Source organism: Caballeronia sp. INDeC2 (assembly GCF_023631325.1).
Lineage (GTDB): Bacteria > Pseudomonadota > Gammaproteobacteria > Burkholderiales > Burkholderiaceae > Caballeronia.
This window is the reverse complement of record NZ_JALQDG010000027.1, coordinates 397,873-424,181: the sequence shown is the minus strand read 5'-3', so window position 1 is coordinate 424,181 and position 26,309 is coordinate 397,873. Positions and strand designations below refer to the sequence as shown.

The window sequence follows — 26,309 nt, the reverse complement described above, 5'->3', positions numbered from 1 at the left end:
GCAGCCGCCTGCCTGATCGCCCAAGCCCCTTTATCATGTCTTGCGGCGCCCGAGCGGCGCCGCGGCCTTCCTGCCACATAACGCCACAAACATTTCCGATCATTGAAGAACGCGCGGGCCGGTCCTGCGCGAAGCCACACGCGCGACGCTCGACCAATCCTCCCACCTGCCAAGGAGCCGCAATTGAACGACGACGTCACCCGCACGACCGCTCTCGAAACGCCGCTCGACCCCGACCTCCTCGCGAAAATCGACGCCTACTGGCGAGCCTGCAATTACCTGTCGGTCGGCATGATCTACCTGCGCGCGAATCCGCTGCTGCGCGAGCCGCTGAAGCCCGAGCACATCAAACGGCGGCTGCTCGGCCACTGGGGTTCGGATCCCGGCCAGTCGTTCGTGTGGGTGCATCTGAACAGGCTCATCAAGCGCGACGACCTGAATGTGCTGTTCGTCTCCGGCCCCGGCCACGGCGCGCCCGCGACCCTCGCCAATTCGTGGCTCGAAGGCCATTATTCCGACATCTATCCGGATCGCAGCGCCGACGAGCGCGGCATGCTCAGACTCTTTCGCGCGTTTTCGTCGCCGGGCGGCATCGGCTCGCATTGCACGCCGGAAACGCCGGGATCGATACACGAAGGCGGCGAACTCGGCTACAGCCTGTCCCATTCGTTCGGCGCGGCGTTCGACAATCCGGATCTGATCGTCGCGACGATCGTCGGTGACGGCGAGGCGGAAACCGGCCCGCTCGCCACGTCCTGGCATTCGAACAAGTTCCTCAATCCGGCGACCGACGGCGCCGTGCTGCCGATCCTCCATCTGAACGGCTACAAGATCGCCAATCCGACGATCCTCGCGCGCATTCCGCACGACGAGCTGGAAGATCTCTTCAAAGGCTATGGCTACGCGCCGCATTTCGTCGAAGGCGACGAACCGGAGGCGATGCATCAGCGCATGGCCGCGACGCTGGAACGCTGCATCGCCGATATTCGCGCGATTCAGGCCAAGGCACGCGCCAATCCGCAGGACGTGACGCGCCCGCGCTGGCCGATGATCGTCCTGCGCACGCCGAAAGGCTGGACCGGGCCGAAGGAAGTCGACGGCCACAAGGTCGAGAATTTCTGGCGCTCGCATCAGGTGCCGATCGCCGATCCGGCCAGCAACTATCGCAATCTCGCGCTGCTGGAAGAGTGGCTGCGCAGCTACAGGCCGGAGGAATTGTTCGATGAAGACGGCCGCCTGGTCGAGACCCTGCGCGCGCTCGCGCCCGAAGGCGCGCGGCGCATCAGCGCGAATCCGCATGCGAACGGCGGCGTGCTGCGGCAGTCGCTCGATCTGCCCGACATTCGCGACTACGCATTCGAGTTCAAGCGCTCGGCGAGCGTCTATCAGTCGCCGACGGCCGTGCTCGCCACCTTCCTGCGCGACGTGATCCGCCGCAACATGACGAGCTTCCGTCTCTTCGGCCCGGACGAAACCGCGAGCAACAAGCTCGATGGCGTGTACGAGGCATCGGGCAAGCGCTGGCTCGCACAAACGCTGCCCGAAGACGCCGACGGCGGCGCGCTTTCCATCGATGGCCGCGTGATGGAAATGCTCTCCGAGCACACGCTCGAAGGCTGGTTCGAAGGCTACGTCCTGACCGGCCGCCACGGCCTCTTTGCGACCTACGAAGCGTTCGTGCACGTAATCGACTCGATGTTCAATCAGCACGCGAAGTGGCTCGAAAAGGCGAAGAACGAGCTCGACTGGCGCGCGCCGGTACCGTCGATCAATCTGCTCATCACGTCGCTCGTGTGGCGTCAGGATCACAACGGCTTCACGCATCAGGACCCCGGTTTTCTCGATGTCGTCACGAACAAGAGCCCGGGCGTCGTGCGCATTTATCTGCCGCCCGACGCGAACTGCCTCTTGAGCGTCGCGGATCACTGCCTGCGCTCGCATGATTACGTGAACGTGATCGTCGCGGACAAGCAGCCGCACTTGCAGTATCTCAACATGGGCGACGCCATCGTGCATTGCGCGAAGGGCATCGGCATCTGGGATTGGGCGTCGACGGATCAGGGCGCGGAGCCGGACGTCGTGATCGCGTGCGCGGGCGATATCGCGACGATGGAAGCGCTCGCGGCCGTCGAAATCCTGAAGGCGAATTTCGCCGATCTGAAGATCCGCTTCGTCAATGTGGTCGATCTCTTCAGGCTGATGCCGGACACGGAGCATCCGCATGGTTTGTCGCATCGCGATTTCGATTCCATCTTCACGCGCGACAAACCGGTGATCTTCAACTTCCACTCGTATGCTTCGCTCGTGCACAAGCTCACGTATAACCGCACGAATCACGCGAACATGCACGTGCATGGCTATCGCGAGCGCGGCAACATCAACACGCCGTTCGAACTCGCGATTATCAACGGCGTGGATCGCTATACGCTTGCGATCGACGTGATCGACCGCGTGCCGCGCATCGCCGGCAGCGGCGCGCATACGAAGGAATGGCTCAAGAATCAGATCATCGAGAGCGTGCGGTATGCGCACGAAGAAGGCATCGACCGCGACGAGATTCGTGAGTGGACATGGAAGGATTGAGGCAGGCTAGATGACAGAACGCCCGGCGGACGAACGATGCTCCGCCGGGCGTTTTCACGTTCGGGGCAGGCGCTGCGTCAGGCCCTGGGCTCCGAATGATCGCGCTGCCTGAGCGATTGCGGCAAGCCGAATAGCAGCAACAGCGCGCACACCACGCTCATCACGCCGATCGCATACAGCGCGGGCGTCGTGCTGCCCATCGTGTCGCGGATGCGGCCGACCATCACCGGGCTCACGATGCCGCCCAGTTGCCCCAGCGTATTGATCAACGCGATGCCGCCCGCGGCGCCCGCGCCGGTCAAGAGCTTCGGCGGCAGCGCCCAGAACGCCGGGATCGACGCGATCACGCCCGCGCCCATCACGCCGAGCGCGGCGATGAGCAAAGTAGTCTGCTTGTCGAAGATGCCTGCCGCGAAGAAGCCGGCCGCCGCCATCGCGAGCAATATCGCGACGAACTTGCGGCGCTCGCCCGAGCGATCCGACATGCGCCCGACCACGACCATGCAGACCGCGCCGCAGATGTACGGCACCGCCGTCAGGAGACCGATGATCGTCGGATTCTGCGTGCCCGCCGCGCGGATCAGATGCGGCGCCCAGAAGTTCAAGCCGTACGACGCGATCTGAATCAGGAAGTAGATCAGGCCAAGCATCAGAAAGCCAGGCGTCTTGATCGCGCCGAACAGCGAATGGCCGGTGTCGGTGTGCTGGCTTTGCGTCGAGATCTGGCTCTTCAGATAGGTCTTCTCCGCGCTCGTGAGCCACGCGGCGTCGTCGATACGGTCCTTCAGCACCTTCAACACCAGCACGCCGAGCAGCACGCACGGCAGGCCGCCGAGCAAAAACAGCCAGTGCCAGCCCGCGATGCCGAACACGCCGTTCATATGGCCGAGCACGAGACCCGAAAGCGGCGCGCCCACCAGACCCGAAAACGCCGATGCAAGAAACAGCAGCGACGTGATGCGTCCGCGATAGCTCGCGGGGAACCACAGCGTCAGGTAATACAGCACGCCCGGCGCGAAGCCCGCCTCCATCGCGCCGATGATGAAGCGCAGTCCGTAGAACTGCCACTCCGTCTGCACGAACACCATCAGCGCGGTCGCGATGCCCCACGAAATCATGATGCGCGCGATCCAGCGCCGCGCGCCGACCTTGTAGAGCAGCATGTTGCTCGGCACTTCGAAGAGCACGTAGCCGATCACGAAGAGACTCGCGCCGAGGCCGTAAGCCGTGTCGGAAAAACCGAGCGAGCTTTGTAGCTGAAACTTCGCGAAGCTGATGTTGATGCGGTCGAAGAACGCGAAGAGATAGCACAGCATGATGAGCGGCATCAGCCGCCATGCCACCTTGCGGATGATGTCCGCGGTGTTCTCGATTGCCTGCGGCTTGTTTGCCGCGCTTACGCTCAAATCGCTCATGGTTGTCTCCAATAATTGTTTTGATGTTCCGTTTCAGATGGCGCGGACGTACTCGGGCACCGGATGCAGATCGCAATTGCGTCCCGCCTTCGCGACTTGTCCCGGCACGTCATGTCCGACGAGCGAGGGCAACGTGCGCGACAGCGCGATCAGCTTTTGAAGATCGATGCCCGTCGGAATGCCCATCTCCTCGCACATGTTCGCGAGGTCTTCGGTGCAGATGTTTCCCGATGCGCCCGGCGCGAACGGACATCCGCCGAGGCCGCCGAGCGCGGCGTCGAAGCGGCGCGCGCCTGCGTCGTAGGCGGCGAGGACGTTCGCCAGACCAAGGCCGCGCGTGTTGTGAAAGTGCAGCGTCAGGTCCGCGGCGGGCACGTCGTCGAGCACGCGCGCAACGAGCCGCGCGACCTGGCGCGGATTCGCCATGCCGGTCGTATCGGCGAGCGTGATGCCTTTGATGCCCATCTCCCGATACGTCCGCGCGATCGACACGACGCGGTTCTCGTCGATGCGCCCTTCGAACGGGCAGCCGAACGCGGTCGCCACGGTGGCGTTTAGCGAGGCTGCGGAACCGGCACGCTCAACGAGCCGCACGACATCGCCGAAACCGGCCAGCGACGACTCGCAACTCATGCGCATGTTCGCGCGGTTATGCGTCTCGCTCGCGGACATCACGAGATTGAGTTCATCGGCGTGGGCGGCGAGCGCGCGTTCCGCGCCCTTCACGTTCGGCACGAGCGCGACATAGATCACGCCCTTTCCGCGGCGGATGCCGTTGAACACCGCGTCGCCATCTCGCAGCGCGGGAATCGCCTTGGGCGACACGAACGAGCCCGCCTCGATACGCGTGATGCCGCACGCCGAAAGGCCATCGATCAGCGCGATCTTGTCTTCGGTCTCGACCCATTCCTTTTCGATCTGCAAGCCGTCGCGCGGCGCGACTTCCTGCACTATCAGCGGTTCTTTGTATGCATGATTCATTGAACCGCTCCTTCGGCACGCAGCCGCCGCACTTCATCGTCGTTAAAGCCGAGCGATTCCAGCACCGATTGCGTATGCTCGCCGAGCGCCGGACCTTGCCAGTGCACTTCGCCCGGCGTGTCGGAGAGCTTCGGCACGATGCCCGGCATCTTCACCGATGCGCCGCCCGGCAAATCCGCCTGCAAGAGCATGTCGCGGGCGCGGTAGTGCGCATCGTCGACGATGTCCGCGACCGAGTAGATGCGGCCCGACGGCACTTCTTCGCGTTCGAGCGTCGCGAGCACGTCGTCCATCGAGTGATGCGAGGTCCAGGCGGTGATCGCTTCGTCGAGCATCGCGCTCTGTTTCACGCGGCCGTCGTTGTGGGCGAGCGCGGGATCGTCGGCGAGATCGGCGCGGCCGATCACGTGCATCAGACGCCGGTAGATCGGATCGCTGTTGCCCGCGATCACGACGAAGCCGCCATCCTCCGTGCGATACGTATTCGACGGCGCGATGCCCGGCAACGCCCCGCCGCTGCGCTCGCGCACATGGCCGAGCAGGTCGTATTCGGGCACGAGGCTTTCCATCAGGTTGAAGACGCTTTCGACGAGCGATACATCGACCACTTGTCCATCGCCCTGACCGGTCTTTACGCGCAGCAACGACATCAGCGCGCCTATCACGCCATGCAGCGACGCCAGCGAATCGCCGAGGCTCACGCCGACGCGCGCGGGCAGGCCTTCGGCGTCGCCCGTCGTGTAGCGGATGCCGCCCATCGCCTCGCCGATCGCGCCGAAGCCCGGCCGATCGCGATACGGACCCGTCTGGCCGTAGCCGGAGATGCGGACCATCGTGAGCTTGGGGTTTATTGCATGCAAAACATCCCAGCCGAGGCCGAGCTTTTCGAGCGCGCCGGGACGCATGTTTTCAATGACGATGTCGGCATCCGCAGCCAGCCGCTTGATGACGTCCGCGCCTTCGGGCGACTTGAGATTCACGCACACCGATTTCTTGTTGCGCGATTGCAGATACCACCAGAGCGACGTGCCCTCGTGGAGTTTTCGCCATTTGCGCAAGGGATCGCCGCTCGTCGGCGCTTCGATCTTGATGACTTCCGCGCCGAATTCGGCCAGCATGCGCGCCGCGAACGGCGCTGCGATCAGCGTGCCGATTTCGATGACGCGAATGCCTTGAAGGGGTCCGCTCATGGTGCTTGTCTCCTGATTTGTACTGTGGGACAAGCTTATTGGCGAACGCTCGCGGGCGTCCAACCGCATTTCGGCAAGGATCGTTCGTGAAATGCGAACGCTCGTTGAGGGCGTGTGGCTTTTTTACGCCGGATCCCGTTTCTTGTTGGCGGCCGGCCCACACAGGGGCAGTGCTAATAAAACCAACACGAAAACGGGATCCGGCGAAAAGCAAAGAGCGAAAGTGCCCAAGACGCGCTACTCGCGCCCCTCGACGGTCCGAAGATGATCAAAAAGCAGCCGACTCACGGGCGAAAGCGCATTCGAATCCCGCACGACGATCACAAGACTTCGCGCGGCCCATTCGTCATCGAGCGCGACCGCCGCGAGGCCGAGCTGGCGGCCCATCGCTTCGAACACCTGCAACGGCAGGACGCCCACGCCCATACCGGCCTGCACCATGCGGCACACGGCATCGAAGCCCGGCACGTGAATGCGCAGCCGCAGCGCGCGGCCCGCCTGCCGCGCCGCGAGATGCGTGCGCATATTGATGGAGCTGGCAGAATGCAGCCCGACGTGATCGAAATCGAGCGTTTCCGCGAACGCGACGCTCGTGCGCCGCGCCAGCGGATGATCGCCGGGCACGACGATCGCCAGCCGATCGTGCCGGTAATGCGCGCTTTCGAGCCCGCGCGTGTCGGCATCGCCGGAACAGATACCAAGATCGACGAGACTGTCCGCCACACCTTCCACGATGCCGCCGCTCGGCCGCTCTTCGAGATCGATCTTGATCTGGTCGTGCATCGACGAAAACGCGCGCAAATCCTCCGGCAGAAATTCGACGATCGCCGACAAGTTCGCCATCATCCGCACATAGCCGCGCACGCCGCTCGCATGCTCGGCGAGTTCGATGCCGATGTTCTCGACATCGCGCAACACGCGCCGCGCGTGGTGAAGAAGCGTTTCGCCCGCGGGCGTAAGTGCCATGCCGCGCGCCTTGCGCTCGAAAAGCACCGCGCCGACCGCCTGCTCCAGTTCGAGCAGCCGCTTGCTCGCCGCCGACACCGCGATCGCCTCGCGCTCGGCCGCGCGCGTGAGCGTGCCCTCCTCGAACACCGCGAGAAAGAGTTGCAGCGTCGTGAGATCGAGACGTCTGAGGAGATTTCGGGTGGCCATCGTCGGACGCGGCGGATCAGCGCGCGTATTTGAACGTGCCTTGCGCGCTCGCGATCATCACGCGATCGTCGACCCACGCCTCGCCGCGCGCGAAGTACACGGAGCGTCCCTGCCGCTCGAGAAAGCCTTTCGTGACGACCTTCTCGCCAATGCCGCGATCGAGATAATTCACGGTGAGCGAGAGCGTGAAGCCGTGCACGGGCGTGGCGCCCGTCGTGAAGAGGCCCGCGTAGCCGCACGCCGCATCGAGCAGCGTGGCGATCGCGCCGCCTTGCAGAATGCGCTGGCGGTTCAGATGCCCCGCCCGGATCGGCATCGTGAATTCGGCGTAGCCTGCGCGCCATTCGGTGAATGTCGCGCCGAGCGCTTCGAGAAACGGATTGTCCAGATCGAGGTTCGCCACCTCTGCTCCTGATGTGCCTGCGTTGCGAGCGATTGTGCCATTGGCGGGCGCAGGCTGCCGAGCGCAGCGGGCACATGAAAAAACCCGCACGCGGCGGGTCCGATTTACACGACGACAATCGACGTTGAATTCCGTTTGGCAACGCACACAGAATTTGTAATGCCGGCTTAGTCAACCGGCATTATGCGTTCATGAAATGGCGTCATGAATCGTGGCTGCGCATTTTGCACGCGCTTTAAATGCACGACGTGACAAACCGTGTCACACGCGCAACACACTGCATTAAGTTCGTCAGTTATATCCGCGAATCACGCAGGAATTTTTTTCCTCTTCCGTCTTTCCAAAACGTCCGCATATCTCGGCGACATATTCGGGTGCCCCCGATACCTGACTGGAACGATGTGACACAGGAACGCTCGTGTCCGGCGGCAGCTCGCCGTCGTCGATCCAGGCATAGAAATGCGCGCTCGTATTCGCTTCCATGTTTAGTCTCCTTTCTATTAAGCGCGGAAAAAGTTTCAACGGTTCCAGAATGCGCTTCTCCGGAGCGGCTGGCCCTAGTGGATTACGTTGATGGACTTCGCGCGCCGGCATGCGGATGATGATAAGAATGCCCGTTCGAAACGCATAACCGCGTAAGTGTCAATCCGCCCGTCTATTTCCGTAGCTAAAAAAATGCCCGGTGCGAATGACCGGGCACTTAAACGATCGGTTATGGAAAGCAGTGTTCTCCAGTCCTCTATCAGTTATACGACATTTTTTTCGACGATCGGCCGTCCTTCGAGAACGCGCGTCCAATCGAGCGGCGATAAATCCAACGTCTCGTAGCGTCCGCGCAAAATCAATTCGCTCACGCCGCGTCCCGTCGCCGGGCCTTGCTGCAGGCCGTGTCCGCTGAATCCGTTGGCGAAAATGCAATTCTCCACATCCGGGTGATAGCCGATGATCGCGTTCTGGTCGAGCACGTTGTATTCGTAATACCCCGACCAGCAGCGTTCCACGCGCAGCGCCTCGAACCCCGGCACGCGATGCGCGAGCGTCGGCCAGATCACGTCGTCGAAAAGTGCATGATCGACTTCGTCGAGCGGCAGATCGTCGGGATCGTTGTCCGCCGCGGGCGACGTACCGCAGATATACGTGCGCCCTTCCGGACGGAAATAGACGCCCGTCGGATCGATCAGCAACGGCGCGCGTTCGAGCTTCGCCGGCGACGACACGTTGAAGATGCTGCGCCGCCGCGCATACACCGGAATGTCGATGCCGAGCATGGCTGCAATCGCCCGCGACCACGCGCCCGCCGCGTTCACGACGACATCGCACGCGTACGTTTCGCCGTTGGCCGCGCGCACGGCCGTCGCGCGCCGTCCTTCGCGTTCGATGCCGACGACTTCCGTCGTCACATAGCGCGCGCCGAGCGATTGCGCCTTGCGCCGCAGCGCCCGCACGAGACCGTAGCCATCGAACCAGCCTTCGCCGCTTTCGCCGAACGTGCCCGCGGCGAGATCGTCCGTGTTGAGCCACGGAAAGCGCGCGCGCAGTTGCGCGGGATCGAGCAGGCTGATGTCGGCGCCGAGCGCGCGTTGCAGTGCGTGGTTCTCGCCCAGCGTCGCAACGCCCGCCGCCGTCGCGAGGAAAAGATAGCCACCTTCGTGCAGATCGATCGACGGACGCTCACCGTTCACTTCGAGCCGCTCGCCGATCGAGCGCAGGAACTCAATGCCGAAGAGCGACATACGCACCGAAAGCGGCGTCGAGAACTGCTGGCGGATCGACGCCGCCGAGAGCGCCGACGACGAGCGCGCGTAAGTCGGATCGCGCTCGATCACCGTGACCTGCACCGTTGGGTCCGATGCGCGCAAGAAATACGCGACCGAACTGCCGATCACCCCGCCGCCTGCGATGACAACGCTGGAAGTCACGTCGCCCTCAGCTCAGATTGAAGTCGATGCCCTGCGCCAGCGGCAATTCCGACGAATAATTGATCGTGTTGGTCGCGCGGCGCATGTAGGCCTTCCACGCATCCGAGCCCGATTCGCGGCCGCCGCCGGTTTCCTTCTCGCCGCCGAATGCGCCGCCGATCTCCGCGCCGCTCGGCCCGATGTTCACGTTGGCGATGCCGCAGTCGCTGCCCGATGCGGACAGGAAGCGCTCGGCCTCGCGCAGATCGGTCGTGAACGCGCACGACGACAAGCCATGCGCGGCGGCGTTGTTCGCGGCGATGGCTTCATCGAAGTCGGAATAGCGCATCACGTAGAGAATCGGCGCGAAGGTTTCCTTCAGCACGACATCCGTCTGCGACGGCATTTCGACGAGCGCGGGGCGCACGTAGTAGCCGTTTTCCTGGCCCTTCACGGTGACGCGCTCGCCGCCGAAGACCTTGCCGCCCTCGCCCTTCGCCTGTTCGAGCGCGTCCTGCATGCGCGCGAACGCCTGCACGTCGATGAGCGGCCCCATCAGCACGCCTTGCTCCAGCGGATTGCCGACGGGCACCTTCGCGTACAGATCCTTCAGGCGCGCGACGGTTTCGTCGTAAATGCTGTCATGCACGAAGAGACGCCGCAGCGACGTGCAGCGCTGCCCCGCCGTGCCGACCGCGGAGAACAGGATGCCGCGCAGCGCGAGATCGCGATTGGCGGTCTGCGAGACGATGCCCGCGTTGTTGCCGCCCAGTTCGAGAATCGAGCGGCCGAAACGCTCCGCCACCGCGACGCCGACCTTGCGGCCCATTTCCGTGCTGCCCGTCGCGCTGACGATATCGGAGCGCTTGTCCGCGACGAGCGCCGCGCCGACATCGCGTCCGCCGATGATCACCGACGCGAGGCCCGCGGGCGCGGAGCCGAATTCGTCGATCGCGTCGCGCAGAATGCGATCGACGGCGAGCGCGGTGAGCGGCGTCTTCTCGGACGGCTTCCACACGACCGCGTTACCGCACACGAGCGCGAGCGCGGCGTTCCACGACCACACCGCGACCGGAAAATTGAACGCCGAGATGATCGTGCACACGCCGAACGGATGCCACGTCTCCGCCATGCGATGGCCGGGGCGCTCCGACGCGATCGTCAGGCCGTACAACTGGCGCGACAGACCGACGGCGAAATCGCAGATGTCGATCATTTCCTGCACTTCGCCCAAGCCTTCCTGGAGAATCTTGCCCGCTTCGAGCGACACGAGGCGGCCGAGCGCCTCCTTCTTCTCGCGCAGGCGGTTTCCGAGCAAGCGCACGAGCTCGCCGCGTCGCGGTGCGGGCACATTGCGCCACGCGGCAAACGCGCTGCGCGCGGCGCCGAGGGCGGCATCGACGTCGGCGGTGGTGTTCTGTTTCACCCGGCCGATGACTTCGCCCGTGACCGGTGAAGTGACGGCGAGGTCGCCATCGGTGACGAGGCTCGCGATGCCGAGGTCGGAAAGAATCGATTGTGCGTTCACGATGGGAGTCCTTTTGAAGCGGGTCCGTTCTTCGAGGCGAAGTTTCTGATAAGAAACTTTCGCAGGTCCGGCCACTATACGCGCTGCCGTCGCCGCTCACAACAGCGGACAATATCGGGGTTGTCACCAATGCGCACGGCCTTTTGCGGCGGTAGATTCGGCTTGTTTTCCGGCTTGCGAGGACAGCGCGGCCCACGCTTGCCCGATGTTATGATCGGAAACAAAACCGCTCCTCCTATGCCCAGTCCCAGTCTGAAAAATCTGACCGAACAAACCGCATCCGATCTCGGACGCCGGGTGAAGCGCGCGCGGCTCGCGCATGATCTGACGCTCGAAACCGCGAGCCGGTTGTGTGGCGTATCGCGCTCGGCGTTGTCGAAAATCGAAAACGGGCTGATGTCGCCGACTTTCGACGTGCTGCAAAAAATCGTGCGTGGCCTGCAGATCGATCTCGCCGAACTGTTCGGCACATCGCCCGCGCCGAACGCGAGCGGCCGGCGTGCGCTCACGCGCCGTGACGAAGGACAGCGCCACGCGTATCGCGGCTATCAGATGGAACTGCTCGCCACCGAGCTCGCGCACAAGGCGATGCTGCCGTTTCGGATCCGCATCTCGGCCCACACGCTCGATGCGTTCGACGACTGGGGCCGTCACGAGGGCGAAGAATTTCTTTACGTGATCAGCGGCAGCGTGTGCCTCTACTCCGAACTCTATGCGCCGACGCATCTGAACGCCGGCGACAGCATCTACTTCGACAGCCGCACCGGCCACGCGGCCATTTCGACGAGCGAGGAAGACGCCGAAGTGCTGTGGATGGCGACGGGCGGCGGCGTGCCGACATCGTCTTCCACCGCCGATGCAGTGGACGCCGGTTAGCGCCACTATCGCAGCGCGAGACGCATCGGCATTTCGCTCGGCACGGCGGTAAAGGTGCAGACTTCGTGGATATCGGCGGGGTTCGTCGCGAGTTGCGCGGTGAAGTTCGCCGTGAGCATCGACACGACGAGCCGCATCTCCACCGCCGCCAGGTGCCGCCCCGGGCACACGCGCGGCCCCGCGCCGAATTGCAGATAGGCACGCGGTTCATGCGCGCCGCGCTCCGATGCAGCGCTTGCGTGTAGCCATCGGCCGGGGTTGTAGCTTTCGGGATTGGCGTAATTGTTCGGGTCCATCATCGCGGGGCGATGCAGCATGAACATCTTCGTCCCGGCGGGCAATCGCACGCCTTGCAGCCGCACATCCTCGAGCGGCTCGAACGACAGATACGGCGCGACCGGATGCAGACGGCTCGCTTCCGTGCACACCGCTTCGCACAGGTCGAGCTCGCGCATCGCGGCATAGCTCGGGCACACGGCCGAGCCGTCGAGCACGCGCCGTGCGTGTGCGGCGACGCGCGCCTGCAATGCATCGTCGGTGCCGAGAAATAGCAGCGCCCACGCGATCGACGTCGCCGTGGTCTCCTCGCCCGCGACGAGCATGGTCAGCACGTTGGCGGCGACTTCATCGTCGGTGATGCCGGAGCCGGGCGCATCGCGCAGCGTGAGCATCGCTTCGAGCAGATTGCGTGGCGCGCGGGCCGTCTCGCCAAGCGGCGTCTCGCACGCTTCGACAGCGGCTTCGTCGCGCATGCGGACGCGTGCGCGCGCCATCAACTCGCGGATATGCCGATGGACGTCGATCATCGCTTCATCGAACTTGCGGTCGCGCGGAAACTTCACGTAATGCCAATAGGCGAAGGGTGCGTTCACGCGCGTCATCAGCATCGGCAGCAGCATCGCCAATTGCTCCTGGATCAGCACGCGCTCGTTCTCCAGCGTGTTCGGATCTTCGCCGAATGCGAGCGCGCTCGTCGCGTCGACGGTGAAGCGCTTCAGATCCTCGGTCATGTCGACCACGCGCCCCGCGCGCGCCGCGGCTTCCCAGCGCCGCCGCAGCCGCTCGGTGATCGTGGCGAGCGTTGGGTAGAACGCCTTGATATGCGGGATCGACAGCGCCTGCATCACAAGGCGGCGCTGCGGCTCCCAGGCCGCGCCCTCGATCGAAAAGAGCCCGTTGCAGCCGAATTCTTTCAGGACATTTTCGATGGGCGCATAGCGGCGGTAACGATGCGGCCGCTCGCGCATCACGGCATGGGAGAGTTCAATGTCGTTCCAGACCGTGACGGGCGTCGTGGCGAAGCGGAACACGTAGGGCGTGCCGAGTTCGGCGGCCCAGCGTTCGAGCGTCAGATGGTGCGTCGCGGGCGGCAATTGATGCAGGTTGCCGAGCAGCGGCAGGCCGCGCGGCGATGGTAAATCGTCGATTTCGCGCAGGGGCGCTTCGACAGACGCTGCGTTCATGATCGGCCTCGCAGGGGGCTTGATCTGTGCAGGATAGTGCAGGAGCGAGCCGGCTGTGCCTTATCCGCCGGCGTCAAATGCCGTCGCACTGCAACGGTCACTCATTCGAACGGATAGCACTGTCTTGCATGCAGCACATTCAGCACTTCGACGCGGTCTGTCATTGCCGCGTAGACGACGATGTCATTGGGATGTACGAAGATCTCACGAGTCGCCGGAATACGACCATTGCCATACAGACAGGGTGCGATGGCGGCGGACCGCGGTGCTCCTTCAATCGCGCTCTTGATCGTGCGTGCGGCAGGCGGGACTGCGTTCGACGATGTAGCGGAGGATCTGCAGGAGGTCGAGGCGCGCGGTTTGGGTCCATACGACTTGAAACATCAAGCGGCCCTCGACTTGTGACGTTTCTCTGCTTCCGTGATGATCTCTTCGACTTTGCACTGGTCATGAGCTTCCGCTTCTTCGACCGTAGCGTATTCGGACACGACAAGCATTCCAATGTCTTGTTTCATGATGAAAACGATGCTAACGCAGGCGTTTCCCGCCCGTCACCTCGTCCGTTCGGCCGATTGCGCGCGGCATCAGATCGTGTTCACGCTCTTCTTTTTCACCTTCCCCACCGCAGCCGCTTCCTCCGCCTTCACCGCCGGCCGCTTGAAATAAGGCGAACTCAACGTCGCCGCGCCCATGTCCGATGCCGCTTCCAGCAGCGCAGGCGCGAGCTCCTTCAGCCGCGCGTCGGGCAAACGGCTCGTCGGGCCGGCGAGACTCACGACGCCCACGACGACACCCGTCACCGGATGATGAATCGGCGCGGCCATCGACGTCATGCCGGCCTCGTAGGTCTCGCTCGCGATTCCATAACCACGCTCGCGCGCCGCCTGCAGATCCGCGAGAAATTGCTGAATCGTCTTGGGCGCCTTCGGACCGCCCGCGCCCGGCTTGCCCAGACCGCCCTGCTTCGATACGAGTTCGAGCGCTTCCTCGTCCGTGAGCGACGACAGCCACGCCTGCCCGCTCGCCGTGCAATGCAAAGGCGGCTGGCTACCCATGTCCGGGTCGTAGCGCAGGCCGGATTTCGCCCCCTGCGCCTTGCCGACGAACGTGATGTGATCGTCCTCGACCACGCCCAGCCGCGCCAGCTCCCCCGATTGCGCCGCGAGCCGGTCGAGCACCGGTTGCGAGACATCGAGCACGCCGCCCGTCGACAGATAAATGAGCGCGAGCGACACGAGTTTCAGCGCGAGCATGTACTCGCCGTGATCCTCGTCCTGCCGCACATACCCTTCGTCGATCAGCATCGCGAGCAGCCGGTGCGTGCCGCTGCGCGGAATGTTGAGCGTATCGGCGATGGCGGCGAGCTGCATCCGCCCGCCGTTTTTCGCGAGCAACTCGATGATCGACAACGCCCGCTCCAGATTTCCCGCCATCTCTCAGTCTCTCGAAGTTCCGATGCGGCATGAGTAGAACACGATTCCACCTCGGAATTCAACCGGTGCATCTCAATGTTCGGCGTAGACCTCCTGAAGCACCGCGAGCGTCGCTTCACGCAGACGCTTCGCACGAGTCAGCGCGTCGGCAGTTTTCGCCCATTCGTTCATCGGCACTTCGATGGACAGCGGCAAGCCATCCGGCAACGCGCGCAGGATGCCCGCGAGATCGAGTCCGCCCTCGCCAGGAATCATGCGCTCGGCGCGCGCCTGATAAAGCAGCGTGTCGAGATCGGCCGGACGCTCGGCAGGCGCATCGCAGAACTGCACGTAGCCGAACCATTCGCGTGGCAGCTCGCGCAGCGTTTGCGTCGACGATCCCGCGCGGTCGAAATGAATCGGATCGACGATCAGGCCCGTGTTCGCGCGCCCTGCCGCCCTCACGATACGTGCGCCCTGCACGATATCCTTGGCGTCGGTCCAGGGCATCGGTTCGAGCGACGGCGACAAGCCATACGGTTTCGCGAGATCGCAGAGCGCCGCGAGCCGGTCGGCAGTGCGCGCCTCGTCGGGATCGTTGCCCGCGACAAGCACGTAGCGCGCCCCGAGTGCCGCGGCGGTTTCGAGCATCGGCTCGTAATCGGCGACGTTCGTGTCGGGCTTCAGACGCAGGATTTCGGCATCGAGCACGCCGATCCCGGTGTCCTTCAACGCCGCGAGCGTTTCGCGCCGCAAAGGCGTCGCGCCGACGATCTCATGGCGCACCTCGGTATCGGTCGCCGGCAAAAGCCGCAGGCCGACGAAATCGTAGCCCGCCCGCGCCGCGCACTCGACCATTTGCGGCGGCGTCAATTCGAGGACCGTCAGCGCGGAGAGAGACAGCTTGCGTCGTGACATCGAGGTCTCCGGTTAGCGCAGCGGCGAGAACGGCGCGGGCATGTAGATGGTCGATTCCATCGTGGTCAGATGGGCCGGTCCGCCCTTCGGCGGCCAGATGCCGTCCTTCACGGCTTCCGCGCGGATGCGCGAACGCTCGTCGACAGTTTTGTACGGCCAGATGTTCAGAAAACGCGGCACGGTGCCGTCGAGCGCGTACATCGCGCCGATCAGCGGCGAGCGCGTCGTGCGCTCCGGCACGGCGTTCTTCCATGCATCGATCGTATGTTGCAGGCTCGCGAGCTTCGTGCCGTACACGCGCATCTCGTAGATGCCGCCGTGCACGGCCGGTTCGATCGGCGGCAGAAACGGAAAGAGCGCATAGCTGGTCACGTCGACATCGGTGATGAATTCGCCGCAGCCGAACGGATTGCCTTCGAGCAGCAGGCGCTGGCGTTCCCCGATCAACGCCGCTTCCGATTCGAAGCCGCGCAGCACCATGACCTTGCCAAGCGCGCCGATGTCCGAATACCAGCAGCCGAGCAGCTTCGAGCCGGGCGCGTCGCCGCTATTTTTGATGTTCTCGAAGACCTGCGCGTTCGCGCCGATCTTCACCGTCAACGTAACCGCGTCGTACAGAGTCATTGCAGCGTCCTTGCCTGTTTGAAGTTGGAGAGATTCACGATGTCTTCGCGCGCCGGTTCGGCGAGTTCGAGACCCGCGAGATAGCCGAAGGTCATCGCGGGGCCGAGCGTGATGCCGCCCGCGGGATAGTGGCCGCCCATCATGCTCGCGGCGTCGTTGCCGACGGCGTAAAGGCCGCGAATCGGCGCGCGCGATGCGTCGAGCACGCGCGAGCGCGCATCCGTCGACAAACCGGCGAAGGTGCCGAGGCTGCCCGGCACGATTTTCACCGCATGGAACGGGCCGCCGGCGATCGGCGCGAGACACGGATTCGGCTTGTGCGATGCGTCGCCCTGCACGCGGTTGTACGGCGTCGAGCCTTTGTGAAATTGCGGATCGAAGCCGTCTTTCGCGTAGCCGTTGTACGTAGCGACGGTATCGGCGAGACCGCGTGCATCGATGCCGCATTGCCTTGCGAGCGCCTCGAGCGTCGGCGCGGATTGCAGATAGCCCGAGCGTTCGTACGGGCCGAGCGGAAACGGAAACGGCTTCGCGAAGCCGAGGCCGTATCTGCGCTGAAACCGATGATCGCAGACGAGCCATGCGCACGCTTCCTCGCCCGGCGGCGTCGTGCCGAGGAGCGCGGAGATGAAGTCGTAATACGACGACGCCTCGTTCGTGAAGCGCCTGCCCGCGCGTGTGACCGCGATCAGGCCCGGCTTTGCGCGCTCGATGAGATGCGGGAACGCGGCTGCATCGCCCTTGGTCGTCGGCACGAGCGACACCGGCGCCCATGCGGCGGGCGCTTCGAGCGAAGCATCGAACTGCGCGCCGGCCGCCTCGCCGAGTCGAATGCCATCGCCGGTATTACTCTTCGGCGCCGCCGACCAGTGCGGCGTGTACGGAAACGTCTCGGCCTGACGCTTCGCGTCGTGCGGATAACCGCCGCACGCAAGCACGACGCCGCGCCGCGCGCGCACGTCGTGCAGCGTGCCGTCGATCTCGACGCGCGCACCCGTCACGCGATTCCCGTCGCGCACGAGCGACACCGCGCGCGCCCGCGTGCGCAGATCGACACCGCGATCCGACGCCGACTTCAACAGACGCGCGACGAGCGCATTGCCGTTCACGAGATGCATCGAACGCCGGTAACGCAGCATGTGCCAAGCGAACGCGGCGAAGCGCTTCGTCACGTGCCACGCCGAGTTCGCGCTGCGCGTCGCGTTCAGAAAATGCGCGAGGTCTTGGCCCGATGCGATCGCCATGCCCTTGATCGTCACTTCGGCCAGCGGCGCACGCAACTTGTCGATCAGCGGGCCGAGCTCGCGGCCGTCGAACGGCATCGCGCAAACCGAGCGCCCGCCCGTGGCCGCGCCTTGCGTCGTGTGGAAATCGGGAATGCGGTTGCCATCGATGAAACGCATCGACGTATTGCGTTCGAAGAATTCGACCATGCGCGGGCCGTGTTCGATGAGCGCATCGGCCTTCGCGGCGTCGAAATGCGCGCCCAGCTCGCTCTTCAGATACGTGCGCGGCACGCTTTCATCTTCGACGATGCCCGCGCGCGCCGCGAGCGGATTGCGCGGAATCCACATCCAGCCGCCCGACCACGCGGTCGTGCCGCCGAACACGTCCTCCTTCTCGCAGACGAGCACGGACAGACCCTGCGTCGCCGCGGTGACGGCCGTCGACAAGCCGCCCGCGCCGGAGCCCAGCACGAGGACGTCGCATTCGAGAATCGGCTCGGGCTTCATTTGGCGTGCTCGGGCGTTCGACGTTCGACGGGCAGCGTCGGCGCCAGCGTTTCGCGAGATGTCGTGCTGCGCGCCACCGCATGCCGCGCCGCCAGATAGCCGAACGCGAGACCCGGGCCGAGCGTGATGCCAGGCCCGGGATAGACGCCGCCCATCACCGATTGCATGTCGTTGCCGCAGGCGTAGAGGCCGCGGATCGGCTGATCGTCGCGATCGAGCACGCGCGCGTGCGTGTCGGTGACGAGACCGGTCGCCGCGCCGATATCGCCGGGATAGAGCCGCACCGCATAGAACGGCGCCTGACCGATCGGACCGAGGCACTTGTTCGGGCCGTTCCAGTTGGCGTCGCCATTGGCGTTTTGGTAGTCCGTCGTGCCGCGCTGAAAATCGGCGTCGACGCCGCTCTGCGCATAGCGATTGTTGCGCGCGACGCTATTGGCGAGGCCGGCCTGGTCGATGCCTAGCTTCGTCGCCAGTTCATCGAGCGTTTTTCCTTCGACGAGATATCCATCGGCGAGAAACGGCGCGAGTCCCTTGCCGCCCGGACGCACCATGCCGAGCCCGTACTTGCGCAATCCTTCGGAGTCGGTCACGAGATACGCGGGCACCGAAGGCCTGATCTCGTTCGCTTTCTGCATCGCGATGCCGAACAGGTGATACGACGTGTTTTCGTTCAGGAAGCGCCTGCCCGTCTTGTCGACCGTGATCATGCCCGGCTTGCCGCGATCCATCATGAAGTGCGGGAACACGGCGGTAGTGCCATCGGCGCGTTTGCGCACGGAAACTGGCGCCCAGAATGCGTTCGACAATGCACCCTCGCCGAAGCGCGCGCCCACGGCCAGCGCGAGATCCTGCGCGCCGCCGGTGTGCCCGGGCGCGCCTGGGCACCACGTCGGATCGGCCCCCGGCAGCATCTCGCCGCGACGCGCCGGATGACGGTTGAAACCGCCGCTCGCGAGAATCACGCCGCCTTTCACCTCGATGCGACGCCGCTCGTTGACGTGGCTCAGCGTCACGGCTTCGATGCCGTTCGGGCCGCTATGCAACGCATCGACTTTCGTGCTCGTCAGCACCGTGACGCCACGCTCGAGCAACGAATAGAGCAATCGTCCGATAAGCGCGTTGCCCATCACGAGCCGCGTACCGCGCGGCGCGCTCATACGATCGCGCGCGTGACGTGCGAGCAGTTTCGCCGAATGTCTGAACGACGCGAACGACCTGGTCATGTTGAGCAGATGGCCGACGTCGTCGCGGTCGACCATCATGCCGCCGAGCGCGGTGAATTCGGGAATCGGCGGCCGGATCAGCGAAAACGCGCGGCCGAGCTTGCGGCCGTCGAAGGGCAGCGGCTCCAGCGCGCGCCCACGCAGCGTCGAGCCTTCGAGTTCGGACAAATAGTCCGGATGAAACGGGCGCGCGCGATATTTCACGTCGGAGTTCGCTTCGATATGCGCGACCGCTTTCGGGCCGGCATCGAGAAACGCGCGCCGCATCGCGGCGCTGCTGTGGCCGCCGACCGCGCGGTTCAAAAAGCCTTCGGCGTTCGCGGATGTATCGTCGCGATTGACGCTCGCCGCGTGCATCGACGCAGGAATCCACGTCGTTCCGGCCGAGAAGGCCGTCGTGCCGCCGACGTATTCCGTGCTCTCGACGAGCAACACGCGCGCGCCGTCGATGGCCGCGAATAAGGCCGCCGACATGCCTGCGCCACCCGCGCCGATCACGACTACATCGACCGTTTCGTTCGGTCCCAAACTGTCCAGTGTCTCCACCATTCGTTCGCTCCTCGCGTCACGAATCGCTGTTCCTCCGACGATTCCAAACACGCATTTTTAGAACTTGCTTTGATATTGGAATGCTATTCCATAAATGCCGACGAAGCCAAGCTGTTTTTGAGACGACGGGAACGATATGCATCCCGGCCAATCCCGCGCTCGCCCGGTTAGCGGTCTACCGATAGCGGAGGCGGGCCTTGGCACCGCACCATCCTTGGGGCACGATTCGCTTCTTCAGGACACGGTGCCTCGCATGCAAGACACAACCCGAACGCCCGCGGCGACCACGAAGCTGCTCAAAGCCATCCTTCCGCTCGACCGCGCCGCCGCATTGCGCGACGCGCTCGCCGGCATCTCGCTCGCGTCGATGGACATTCCGCAGGTGCTCGGCTACGCGCGCATCGCCGGCATGCCCGCCGTGACGGGCCTCTACACCGCGTTCTTGCCGCTCTTCGCGTTCGCGCTCTTCGGTGCATCGCGGCATCTCGTGGTCGCCGCCGATTCCGCGACGGCCACGATCTTCGCAAGCAGACTCTCGTCGATGGCCGCGGCGGGCAGTCCGGAATACGTCGCGCTCGCGAGCATGGTCGCGCTGCAGACCGCCGCGCTCCTGCTGCTCGCGCGCCTCTTCAAGCTCGGCTTTCTCGCCGATTTTCTGTCGCGCACGGTGCTGACGGGCTTTCTCGCGGGCGTCGGCGTGCAGGTGTCCATCGCGATGCTCGGCGACCTCTTCGGCATGACGGTGCCGTATCCGTCCTCGCGCAGCCTTGCGCAACTCGTCTACGTGATCGGGCATGTCACGCACGCGCATGGGCCAACGCTCGTGCTCGCGCTCGTCGTGATCGCGGCGATTCTCGGCTGCAAGCGCCTCGCGCCTCGTTTGCCGATTCCGCTCGTCGCGGTGATCGGCAGCATCGTCGCGAGCCGTGTTTTCGATTTCGCCGCGCGCGGGATTTCGGTGCTCGGTCCGATCGACGGCGGCTTGCCCGCCCTTCGCTTTCCCGATGTGACATGGCAGCAGTCGCTCGATCTCGTGCCGGTCGCGGCCTCGTGCTTCGTGATGATCATCGCGCAGAGCGCGGCCGCGGCGCGCGTGTTCGCGCAGCAATATCACGAGGATGTCGATACCAACAGCGACATTCTCGGCCTCGCCGCAGCGAACGCGGCGGCGGCGGTGAGCGGTACCTTCGTCGTCAACGGCAGCCCGACGCAGACCGCGATGGCCGAGCGCGCCGGCACCCGCAGCCAGTTCGGACAGCTCGTCTTCGCCGCGGTCGTCGCCGTGGTTTTGTTGTTTCTGAGCAGCTATCTGCGCTATCTGCCGCACTGCGTGCTGGCGGGCATCGTGTTCACGATCGCGATCGGCCTCATCAACGTGCGAAGCCTCAAGGACATCCGCGCCGAGAGCCCCGGCGAATTCGCGCTCGCGCTCATCACGGCAGGCGCGGTGGTGATCGCGGGCGTCGAGCACGGCATTCTGCTCGCCGTCGCGCTCTCGCTGATGCGGCACGTGCGCCACAGCTATCATCCGCACACGATGGTGCTCACGCCCGTCGCGCCCGGAAAACCCTGGCAGTTCATGCCGACGAAACCCGGCGCGATGACCACGCCGCATCTGATCGTCTATCGCTTCGGCGCCGATTTGTTTTACGCGAACGATCATTTTTTCGCGTCGGAAGTGACAAAGCTCGTCGATACGGCATCCGGCGAATTGCGTCATCTCGTCGTCGATGCTGGCGCGATCACCGATCTCGATTACTCGGCGGCCCGCACGATCGGCGAGCTGATCGAAACGCTGCGCACACGCGGCGTCGCAGTGATTTTCGGTCGCGTGAACCGGTTCTTGCGCAACGACATGGATCGGCACGGGCTCACGCAAGTGCTTGGGGCGTCGAAGGTGTTCGATACGTTGCATCAGGCGCTCGCGGCGGCTGGCGTGAATGCGGGTGCGCACGAGCCGAACGCGTTGTGAGAGAGGGCGCGCTCGGCCGTATGCTTGCCGAACTGCCTTTGTCTTGTCGAAGGTCGGTCGAATCCATGACCGTTAGTTGCCTCTTAATTGAAAAAACGAATTCTTGAACACAATTCCAATTTCAATTAGGATTCTCGAAACCGTCAGGAGACAATCGAAGCATGGCGCAGGACACTTCTTTTTCCGCATCGCTCGATGCGGGCTTGAGCGGCGCGACGCGCGTCTATTTCATCGTCGGCGATCCGATCGCGCAGGTGCGCTCGCCTTCCGGCGTGACAGCGGCGCTGCGAGCGGCGGGCCGCGACGCGATCGTGATTCCGGCGCATGTCGCGCCCGACGACCTCGGCGCGTTCTTCGCGGGCATCGCGCCCTTGCAGAACTGCGACGGCCTCATCGTCACCGTGCCGCACAAGTTCAGCGCGACGGCGTTTTGCAAGTCGCTCACTGACGAAGGCGCGTTTCTCGGCGCGGTCAACATGCTTAAACGCAACGCCGACGGCACCTGGCACGGCGGCGCATCGGACGGCATCGGCATGGTCGCGGCGTTGAGAGACGCGGGTTGCGAGCCGAAGAACAAGCGCGCGCTGCTCATCGGCGCGGGCGGCGCGGGCTCGGCGATCGGCCATGCGCTCGTCGAAGCGGGCGTCGCATCGCTCGCGATCCGTGATTTCGATGCCGCACGCACCGGCGCCCTCGCCTCCCGCCTCGCCGCGCTGGGCCGGGGCGGGGTGAGCGTCGCCGACGATGCGCCCGCCGAAAGCTACGACCTCATCGTGAACGCGTCGCCGGCTGGCATGCGTCCCGGCGATGCACTGCCGATCGACGTCTCGCGCCTGCCTCCGACGACCTTCGTCGGCGACGTGGTGACGAAGCCGCCGCTCACGCCGTTCATCGAAGCAGCCCGCGCGCGCGGCTGCACGACCGTCACCGGCACGCAGATGTTCGGCCGCGTGTGCGACGCGATCGTCGCGTATCTGTTGAAGGACTGACGACGCAAGACATATCCGCCGCGCCATGAATCGGAGGAATCTGGTTCAATCGCGGCGCGCGTTCGTTCAACATTCCGGCCGCGCATTCGCGTCCCTCGCGACGCGCACCGGCCTCCTGGTTTTCGAAGCGAATCGCCGACGAGCGCCGCCCTCTCCGGGGCGGCGTTTTTTTGCGCGACGTTTCGGCCACGCCGGCGCGAGCGCGCGTTTCTCGTGAGACGCGCGCTCGCTTCGAGGGCCAATCAACGCGTGCAGGCGCACGCAAGAGGCTGGAATGAAACTGCATCGAGAAGGAATTCAACGCGCGGCGCGTACGTGCTTCGCGGCCGCCGCATTCGCCGCGCTCGCCGCGTGCGCGACGGGACCGGGCGCATCGGCGCCGCTGCCGGCCGACAGCACGCTCGCGACGGGCCGCGTCGTCGGCAAGCAATACTTGACCACCGTGCCGACGGGCGCGACGCCGTCCTCCGGGCCGACGCTCGGCGTGGGCGGCGGCGGCATCGGCGGGAACGGCTGGAATGGCGTGGGCGGCGGCGCGGGACTGAGCTTCGATCTGACGAGCCTGTTCCAGAGGACTCCGGAGCAGACCGCGAAGGTTTATCGCTATAGCGTGCAGATGAAAGACGGATCGAAGCGCGATGTCGACAGTACGCTCGACCTCGGCGAAGGCGCGTGCGTGACGACGATCGATTCCAGCCAGCCCGGCTATCCGAGGCTGACGAGCGCCGACGCCTGCTGATCGTCCGGCGCGGCTCGTCCAATGAGTCGCGCCGACAGCGCCGACAACGCCTCAGCGACGCGCTCGACCACGGGCGCCCAGTCGCCCTGAGTTGAATCCTAAGAATCGCAACGGTCCGATCGATTCATTCGCATATCGAACGATTCACGTGATCCATCCTGAAATGCAGTGATTCGCGCCGGCGATTGTGCGCGGCGCAGAGCTTTGCCATACTGGGTTCAGTCGTCCTGTCTCCTCAAGCGTCCGCTCTCGATCATCGAGCCCACACGCGGACGCCCTCCCGCCGCCTCTTTAGGCGGCGTCTTTTTGCACGCGGCCTATTACCTTCGGGGTAATTGCCCGGCTCACGTCCTCCTGCGACGATGCAATCACACCGATCATCGACAAGGAGACGGACATGCCCGCACATCATCGATTCCACGCTGAAATCGCCCGCCCGGGTTATGTTGCGACCGCCGGCGGCGTCGAGCTTTTCTATCGCGACTGGCGGCCCGAAGGCTCGCGCGGCAACGGCAAGACCATCGTGTTCGTGCCCAGCTATTCGCTGCCGGGCGACATGTGGGCGTATCAGATGCTGCCGCTCGCGCGCCAGGGCTTTCGCTGCATTGCGTACGACAGGCGCGGCCACGGACGTTCGAGCGATCCGGGCGGCGGCTACGATTACGACACGCTCGCGGACGATCTCGGCGCCATCATCGACGCGCTCGATCTTTCGGATGTCACGCTCGTCGGCTATTCGATGGGCGGCGCGGAAGCGGTGCGCTATCTGACGCGTCACGGCAGCGGACGCGTCGCGCGGCTCGCGTTGATCGCATCGACCTTGCCGATGCTTGCGAAGACGCCGGACAATCCGGACGGAATCGAGCGCGCGTACGTCGACGCCTTTCAGCAAGACTTGATGAACGACTATCCGCAATGGCTCGCCGACAATGCTCGGCCGTTCGCCGGGCCGGGGGCATCGGAGGCGATGATCGACTGGATCCGGGAAATGGCGTTGCGCACGTCGCATCAGGCGCTCTTCGCGTGCAACGAAACGGTCAACCACGGCGACTTTCGCGACGAGCTGCGCGACATCGACGTGCCGACGCTCATCGTGCAAGGCGACCGCGACGTGTCCAATCCGCTCGAACTGACCTCGCAACGCACGGCGCGCCTGATTCCGGACGCGCGGCTCGTCGTCTACGAAGGCGCGCCGCATGGCATTTTTCTCAGCGATGCCGCGCGGCTGACGGCGGACATCGCAGCGTTTGCAGCAGCTTAGGGAATGCTATCTTTGGTAGTCGCTTAATTTAGCGCGAAAGCCGGAGATCAACGCCATGCAAGACCCGCTCAAAACACATTTCGACATGTTCGCGCGCTACAACGCATGGGCCAACGCCCGCGTCTACGATGCGGCGCGCGCGTTGTCCGCCGCCGACTATCGCGCCGACCGTGGCGCGTTTTTCAAGTCCGTGCACGGCACGCTCAACCATTTGCTCGTGACCGACCGCGTGTGGATGCATCGCTTCACCGGCGAAGGCGCGGCCCCCGAGCGGCTGGACGCGATTCTCTTCGACACACTCCCGGCGCTCGAAGCGGCGCGCCGCGAAGAAGACGCGCGCATCGTCGATTACGTGACGGGTCTCACGCCGCAGGCGCTGGGCGGCGCCATCAGCTACAAGCGCGTATCGACGCCCGACGTGATGACGCAGCCGCTCATGCCCGCGCTCGCGCACTGGTTCAATCATCAGACGCACCATCGCGGGCAGGCGCACGCGCTCCTCACCGCGTTGACGGGCAAGGCGCCGGAACTCGATCTGCTTTTTTATCAGCGTTTGTCGGATTAGCGCTGAGTCCTGACGCGTTTGAAAACACTCATAACAATAGACTCTGGAAGAATCCCGGCACACCGTAGCACTGCGAATCGACACCCCGGCGCGCGAGATGAAAGGATCGCCGCGCAGCCTCCTTCCATTCCATCGGAGCCTATTGCGATGATCTTCCACGCATCCATTCCCGCCAACGACCCGAAGCACGTCGCGCATGTGCTCGCCGAACTGTGGGACGGCTTCGCCGCGCCCTTCTCGCCTTTTCCCGATGCGTGGATGGCGGTCGCGGGCGACGATCGCGGCAGCATCATCGAGGTCTATCCGAGCGACAAAGTGATCACCCCGGGCGGCGGCCACGAGGAAAGCGTCAGCTACGGTGCGGATACTTTGAAGCGCCCGCAGTACAGCGCGTTTCACATGGCGATCGCGACGAAGTTGAGCGCCGAGGAGGTCATCGCGATCGGCGAGCGCGAAGGCTGGCGCGCGGTGCGTTGCACACGAGGCGACAACTTTTTCCACGTAATCGAGTTCTGGATCGAAAACTCGACGATGCTCGAATTCCTCACGCCCGAAATGCAGGCCGAATATCTCGCTTTCGCCACGCCCGAAAACTTCAAGGCGATGGCCGCCGCCGTGGCTCAGTGACCGCCTTTCGTCTGAGGACGGATCGCCGCGCAGACCGAACGTGGAGCGCCGCGCCGCTCGTGATGCCGATACTGCTGATGAATGCGAAGCCCGCCGCCGCGCTCCTGCCCGGCAGACGGCTCGCGCGGGAAGGCCCGGCGTCTGGAGCGCGCCTTTTTGCCTGAAGAGAAGAAAGCGCGGCGCGTTCGAAATGCGCGCCGCG

At 64.5% G+C, this 26,309-nt stretch carries 22 protein-coding genes; 8 read left to right on the top strand and 14 right to left on the bottom strand.

Annotation, left to right across the window (positions count from 1 at the left end; all coding sequences use genetic code 11):
* Positions 1 to 183 precede the first annotated feature (183 nt).
* Entirely contained in the window at positions 184 to 2,583 is a 2,400-nt protein-coding gene (locus NCS28_RS17520) for a phosphoketolase family protein (protein ID WP_250515008.1), read from the top strand.
* Positions 2,584 to 2,660: 77 nt separating this feature from the next.
* Here the strand turns inward: NCS28_RS17520 and NCS28_RS17515 are convergent, their stop codons facing one another.
* From NCS28_RS17515 to amaB, 8 genes are all read right to left on the bottom strand, one after another.
* A complete protein-coding gene (locus tag NCS28_RS17515) occupies positions 2,661 to 3,998 on the bottom strand; it encodes an MFS transporter (RefSeq protein WP_250515007.1) in 1,338 nt (445 codons plus the stop codon).
* Positions 3,999 to 4,031: 33 nt separating this feature from the next.
* Entirely contained in the window at positions 4,032 to 4,979 is a 948-nt protein-coding gene (locus tag NCS28_RS17510; RefSeq protein WP_250515006.1) for a hydroxymethylglutaryl-CoA lyase, read from the bottom strand.
* Positions 4,976 to 6,169, bottom strand: coding sequence for a CaiB/BaiF CoA transferase family protein (locus NCS28_RS17505; protein WP_250515005.1), 1,194 nt, complete (start codon positions 6,167 to 6,169; stop codon positions 4,976 to 4,978). Before NCS28_RS17505 ends, NCS28_RS17510 begins: the two co-directional genes overlap by 4 nt.
* A 237-nt stretch (positions 6,170 to 6,406) precedes the next feature.
* Complete coding sequence (locus tag NCS28_RS17500; protein WP_250515004.1) at positions 6,407 to 7,324, bottom strand: LysR family transcriptional regulator; 918 nt, start codon at positions 7,322 to 7,324, stop codon at positions 6,407 to 6,409.
* Positions 7,325 to 7,340: 16 nt separating this feature from the next.
* Positions 7,341 to 7,727: a PaaI family thioesterase gene (locus NCS28_RS17495; RefSeq protein ID WP_250515003.1), complete on the bottom strand. Its 387-nt coding sequence runs from the start codon at positions 7,725 to 7,727 to the stop codon at positions 7,341 to 7,343.
* Between the two features lie 291 nt (positions 7,728 to 8,018).
* Positions 8,019 to 8,210 (bottom strand): hypothetical protein, encoded by a 192-nt coding sequence (locus NCS28_RS17490; RefSeq protein ID WP_250515002.1) that lies wholly within the window; start codon positions 8,208 to 8,210, stop codon positions 8,019 to 8,021.
* A 263-nt stretch (positions 8,211 to 8,473) separates the two neighbouring features.
* Entirely contained in the window at positions 8,474 to 9,646 is a 1,173-nt protein-coding gene (locus tag NCS28_RS17485) for an NAD(P)/FAD-dependent oxidoreductase (RefSeq protein ID WP_250515001.1), read from the bottom strand.
* Between the two features lie 7 nt (positions 9,647 to 9,653).
* Entirely contained in the window at positions 9,654 to 11,153 is a 1,500-nt protein-coding gene (amaB, locus tag NCS28_RS17480) for an L-piperidine-6-carboxylate dehydrogenase (RefSeq protein ID WP_250515000.1), read from the bottom strand.
* Between the two features lie 237 nt (positions 11,154 to 11,390).
* On the opposite strand from amaB, the gene NCS28_RS17475 reads away from it, so the two are divergent.
* Entirely contained in the window at positions 11,391 to 12,029 is a 639-nt protein-coding gene (locus NCS28_RS17475; RefSeq protein WP_250514999.1) for a helix-turn-helix domain-containing protein, read from the top strand.
* A 5-nt stretch (positions 12,030 to 12,034) separates the two neighbouring features.
* Here the strand turns inward: NCS28_RS17475 and NCS28_RS17470 are convergent, their stop codons facing one another.
* From NCS28_RS17470 to NCS28_RS17445, 6 genes are all read right to left on the bottom strand, one after another.
* On the bottom strand, positions 12,035 to 13,492 hold the full coding sequence (locus tag NCS28_RS17470; RefSeq protein ID WP_250514998.1) for a cytochrome P450: 1,458 nt from the start codon (positions 13,490 to 13,492) through the stop codon (positions 12,035 to 12,037).
* Between the two features lie 584 nt (positions 13,493 to 14,076).
* The gene (locus NCS28_RS17465) at positions 14,077 to 14,925 is read right to left on the bottom strand and encodes an IclR family transcriptional regulator (RefSeq protein ID WP_250514997.1); all 849 of its coding nucleotides are present in this window, start codon (positions 14,923 to 14,925) and stop codon (positions 14,077 to 14,079) included.
* A gap of 72 nt (positions 14,926 to 14,997) precedes the next feature.
* Positions 14,998 to 15,822, bottom strand: coding sequence for a sugar phosphate isomerase/epimerase family protein (locus NCS28_RS17460; RefSeq protein ID WP_250514996.1), 825 nt, complete (start codon positions 15,820 to 15,822; stop codon positions 14,998 to 15,000).
* Positions 15,823 to 15,834: 12 nt separating this feature from the next.
* Entirely contained in the window at positions 15,835 to 16,446 is a 612-nt protein-coding gene (locus NCS28_RS17455) for an NIPSNAP family protein (RefSeq protein WP_250514995.1), read from the bottom strand.
* Entirely contained in the window at positions 16,443 to 18,179 is a 1,737-nt protein-coding gene (locus NCS28_RS17450) for an FAD-dependent oxidoreductase (RefSeq protein ID WP_250514994.1), read from the bottom strand. Before NCS28_RS17450 ends, NCS28_RS17455 begins: the two co-directional genes overlap by 4 nt.
* On the bottom strand, positions 18,176 to 19,954 hold the full coding sequence (locus NCS28_RS17445; RefSeq protein ID WP_250514993.1) for an FAD-dependent oxidoreductase: 1,779 nt from the start codon (positions 19,952 to 19,954) through the stop codon (positions 18,176 to 18,178). Before NCS28_RS17445 ends, NCS28_RS17450 begins: the two co-directional genes overlap by 4 nt.
* Before the next feature lie 253 nt (positions 19,955 to 20,207).
* On the opposite strand from NCS28_RS17445, the gene NCS28_RS17440 reads away from it, so the two are divergent.
* From NCS28_RS17440 to NCS28_RS17415, 6 genes are all read left to right on the top strand, one after another.
* The gene (locus NCS28_RS17440; protein ID WP_250514992.1) at positions 20,208 to 21,926 is read left to right on the top strand and encodes a SulP family inorganic anion transporter; all 1,719 of its coding nucleotides are present in this window, start codon (positions 20,208 to 20,210) and stop codon (positions 21,924 to 21,926) included.
* Between the two features lie 161 nt (positions 21,927 to 22,087).
* Positions 22,088 to 22,915 (top strand): shikimate dehydrogenase family protein, encoded by an 828-nt coding sequence (locus NCS28_RS17435; RefSeq protein WP_250514991.1) that lies wholly within the window; start codon positions 22,088 to 22,090, stop codon positions 22,913 to 22,915.
* Positions 22,916 to 23,189: 274 nt separating this feature from the next.
* Positions 23,190 to 23,654 (top strand): hypothetical protein, encoded by a 465-nt coding sequence (locus NCS28_RS17430; protein WP_250514990.1) that lies wholly within the window; start codon positions 23,190 to 23,192, stop codon positions 23,652 to 23,654.
* Positions 23,655 to 24,051: 397 nt separating this feature from the next.
* Positions 24,052 to 24,915, top strand: coding sequence for an alpha/beta fold hydrolase (locus tag NCS28_RS17425; RefSeq protein ID WP_250514989.1), 864 nt, complete (start codon positions 24,052 to 24,054; stop codon positions 24,913 to 24,915).
* 55 nt (positions 24,916 to 24,970) lie between these two features.
* The gene (locus tag NCS28_RS17420) at positions 24,971 to 25,480 is read left to right on the top strand and encodes a DinB family protein (protein ID WP_250514988.1); all 510 of its coding nucleotides are present in this window, start codon (positions 24,971 to 24,973) and stop codon (positions 25,478 to 25,480) included.
* A gap of 147 nt (positions 25,481 to 25,627) precedes the next feature.
* On the top strand, positions 25,628 to 26,107 hold the full coding sequence (locus NCS28_RS17415; protein ID WP_250514987.1) for a hypothetical protein: 480 nt from the start codon (positions 25,628 to 25,630) through the stop codon (positions 26,105 to 26,107).
* Positions 26,108 to 26,309: the final 202 nt, after the last annotated feature.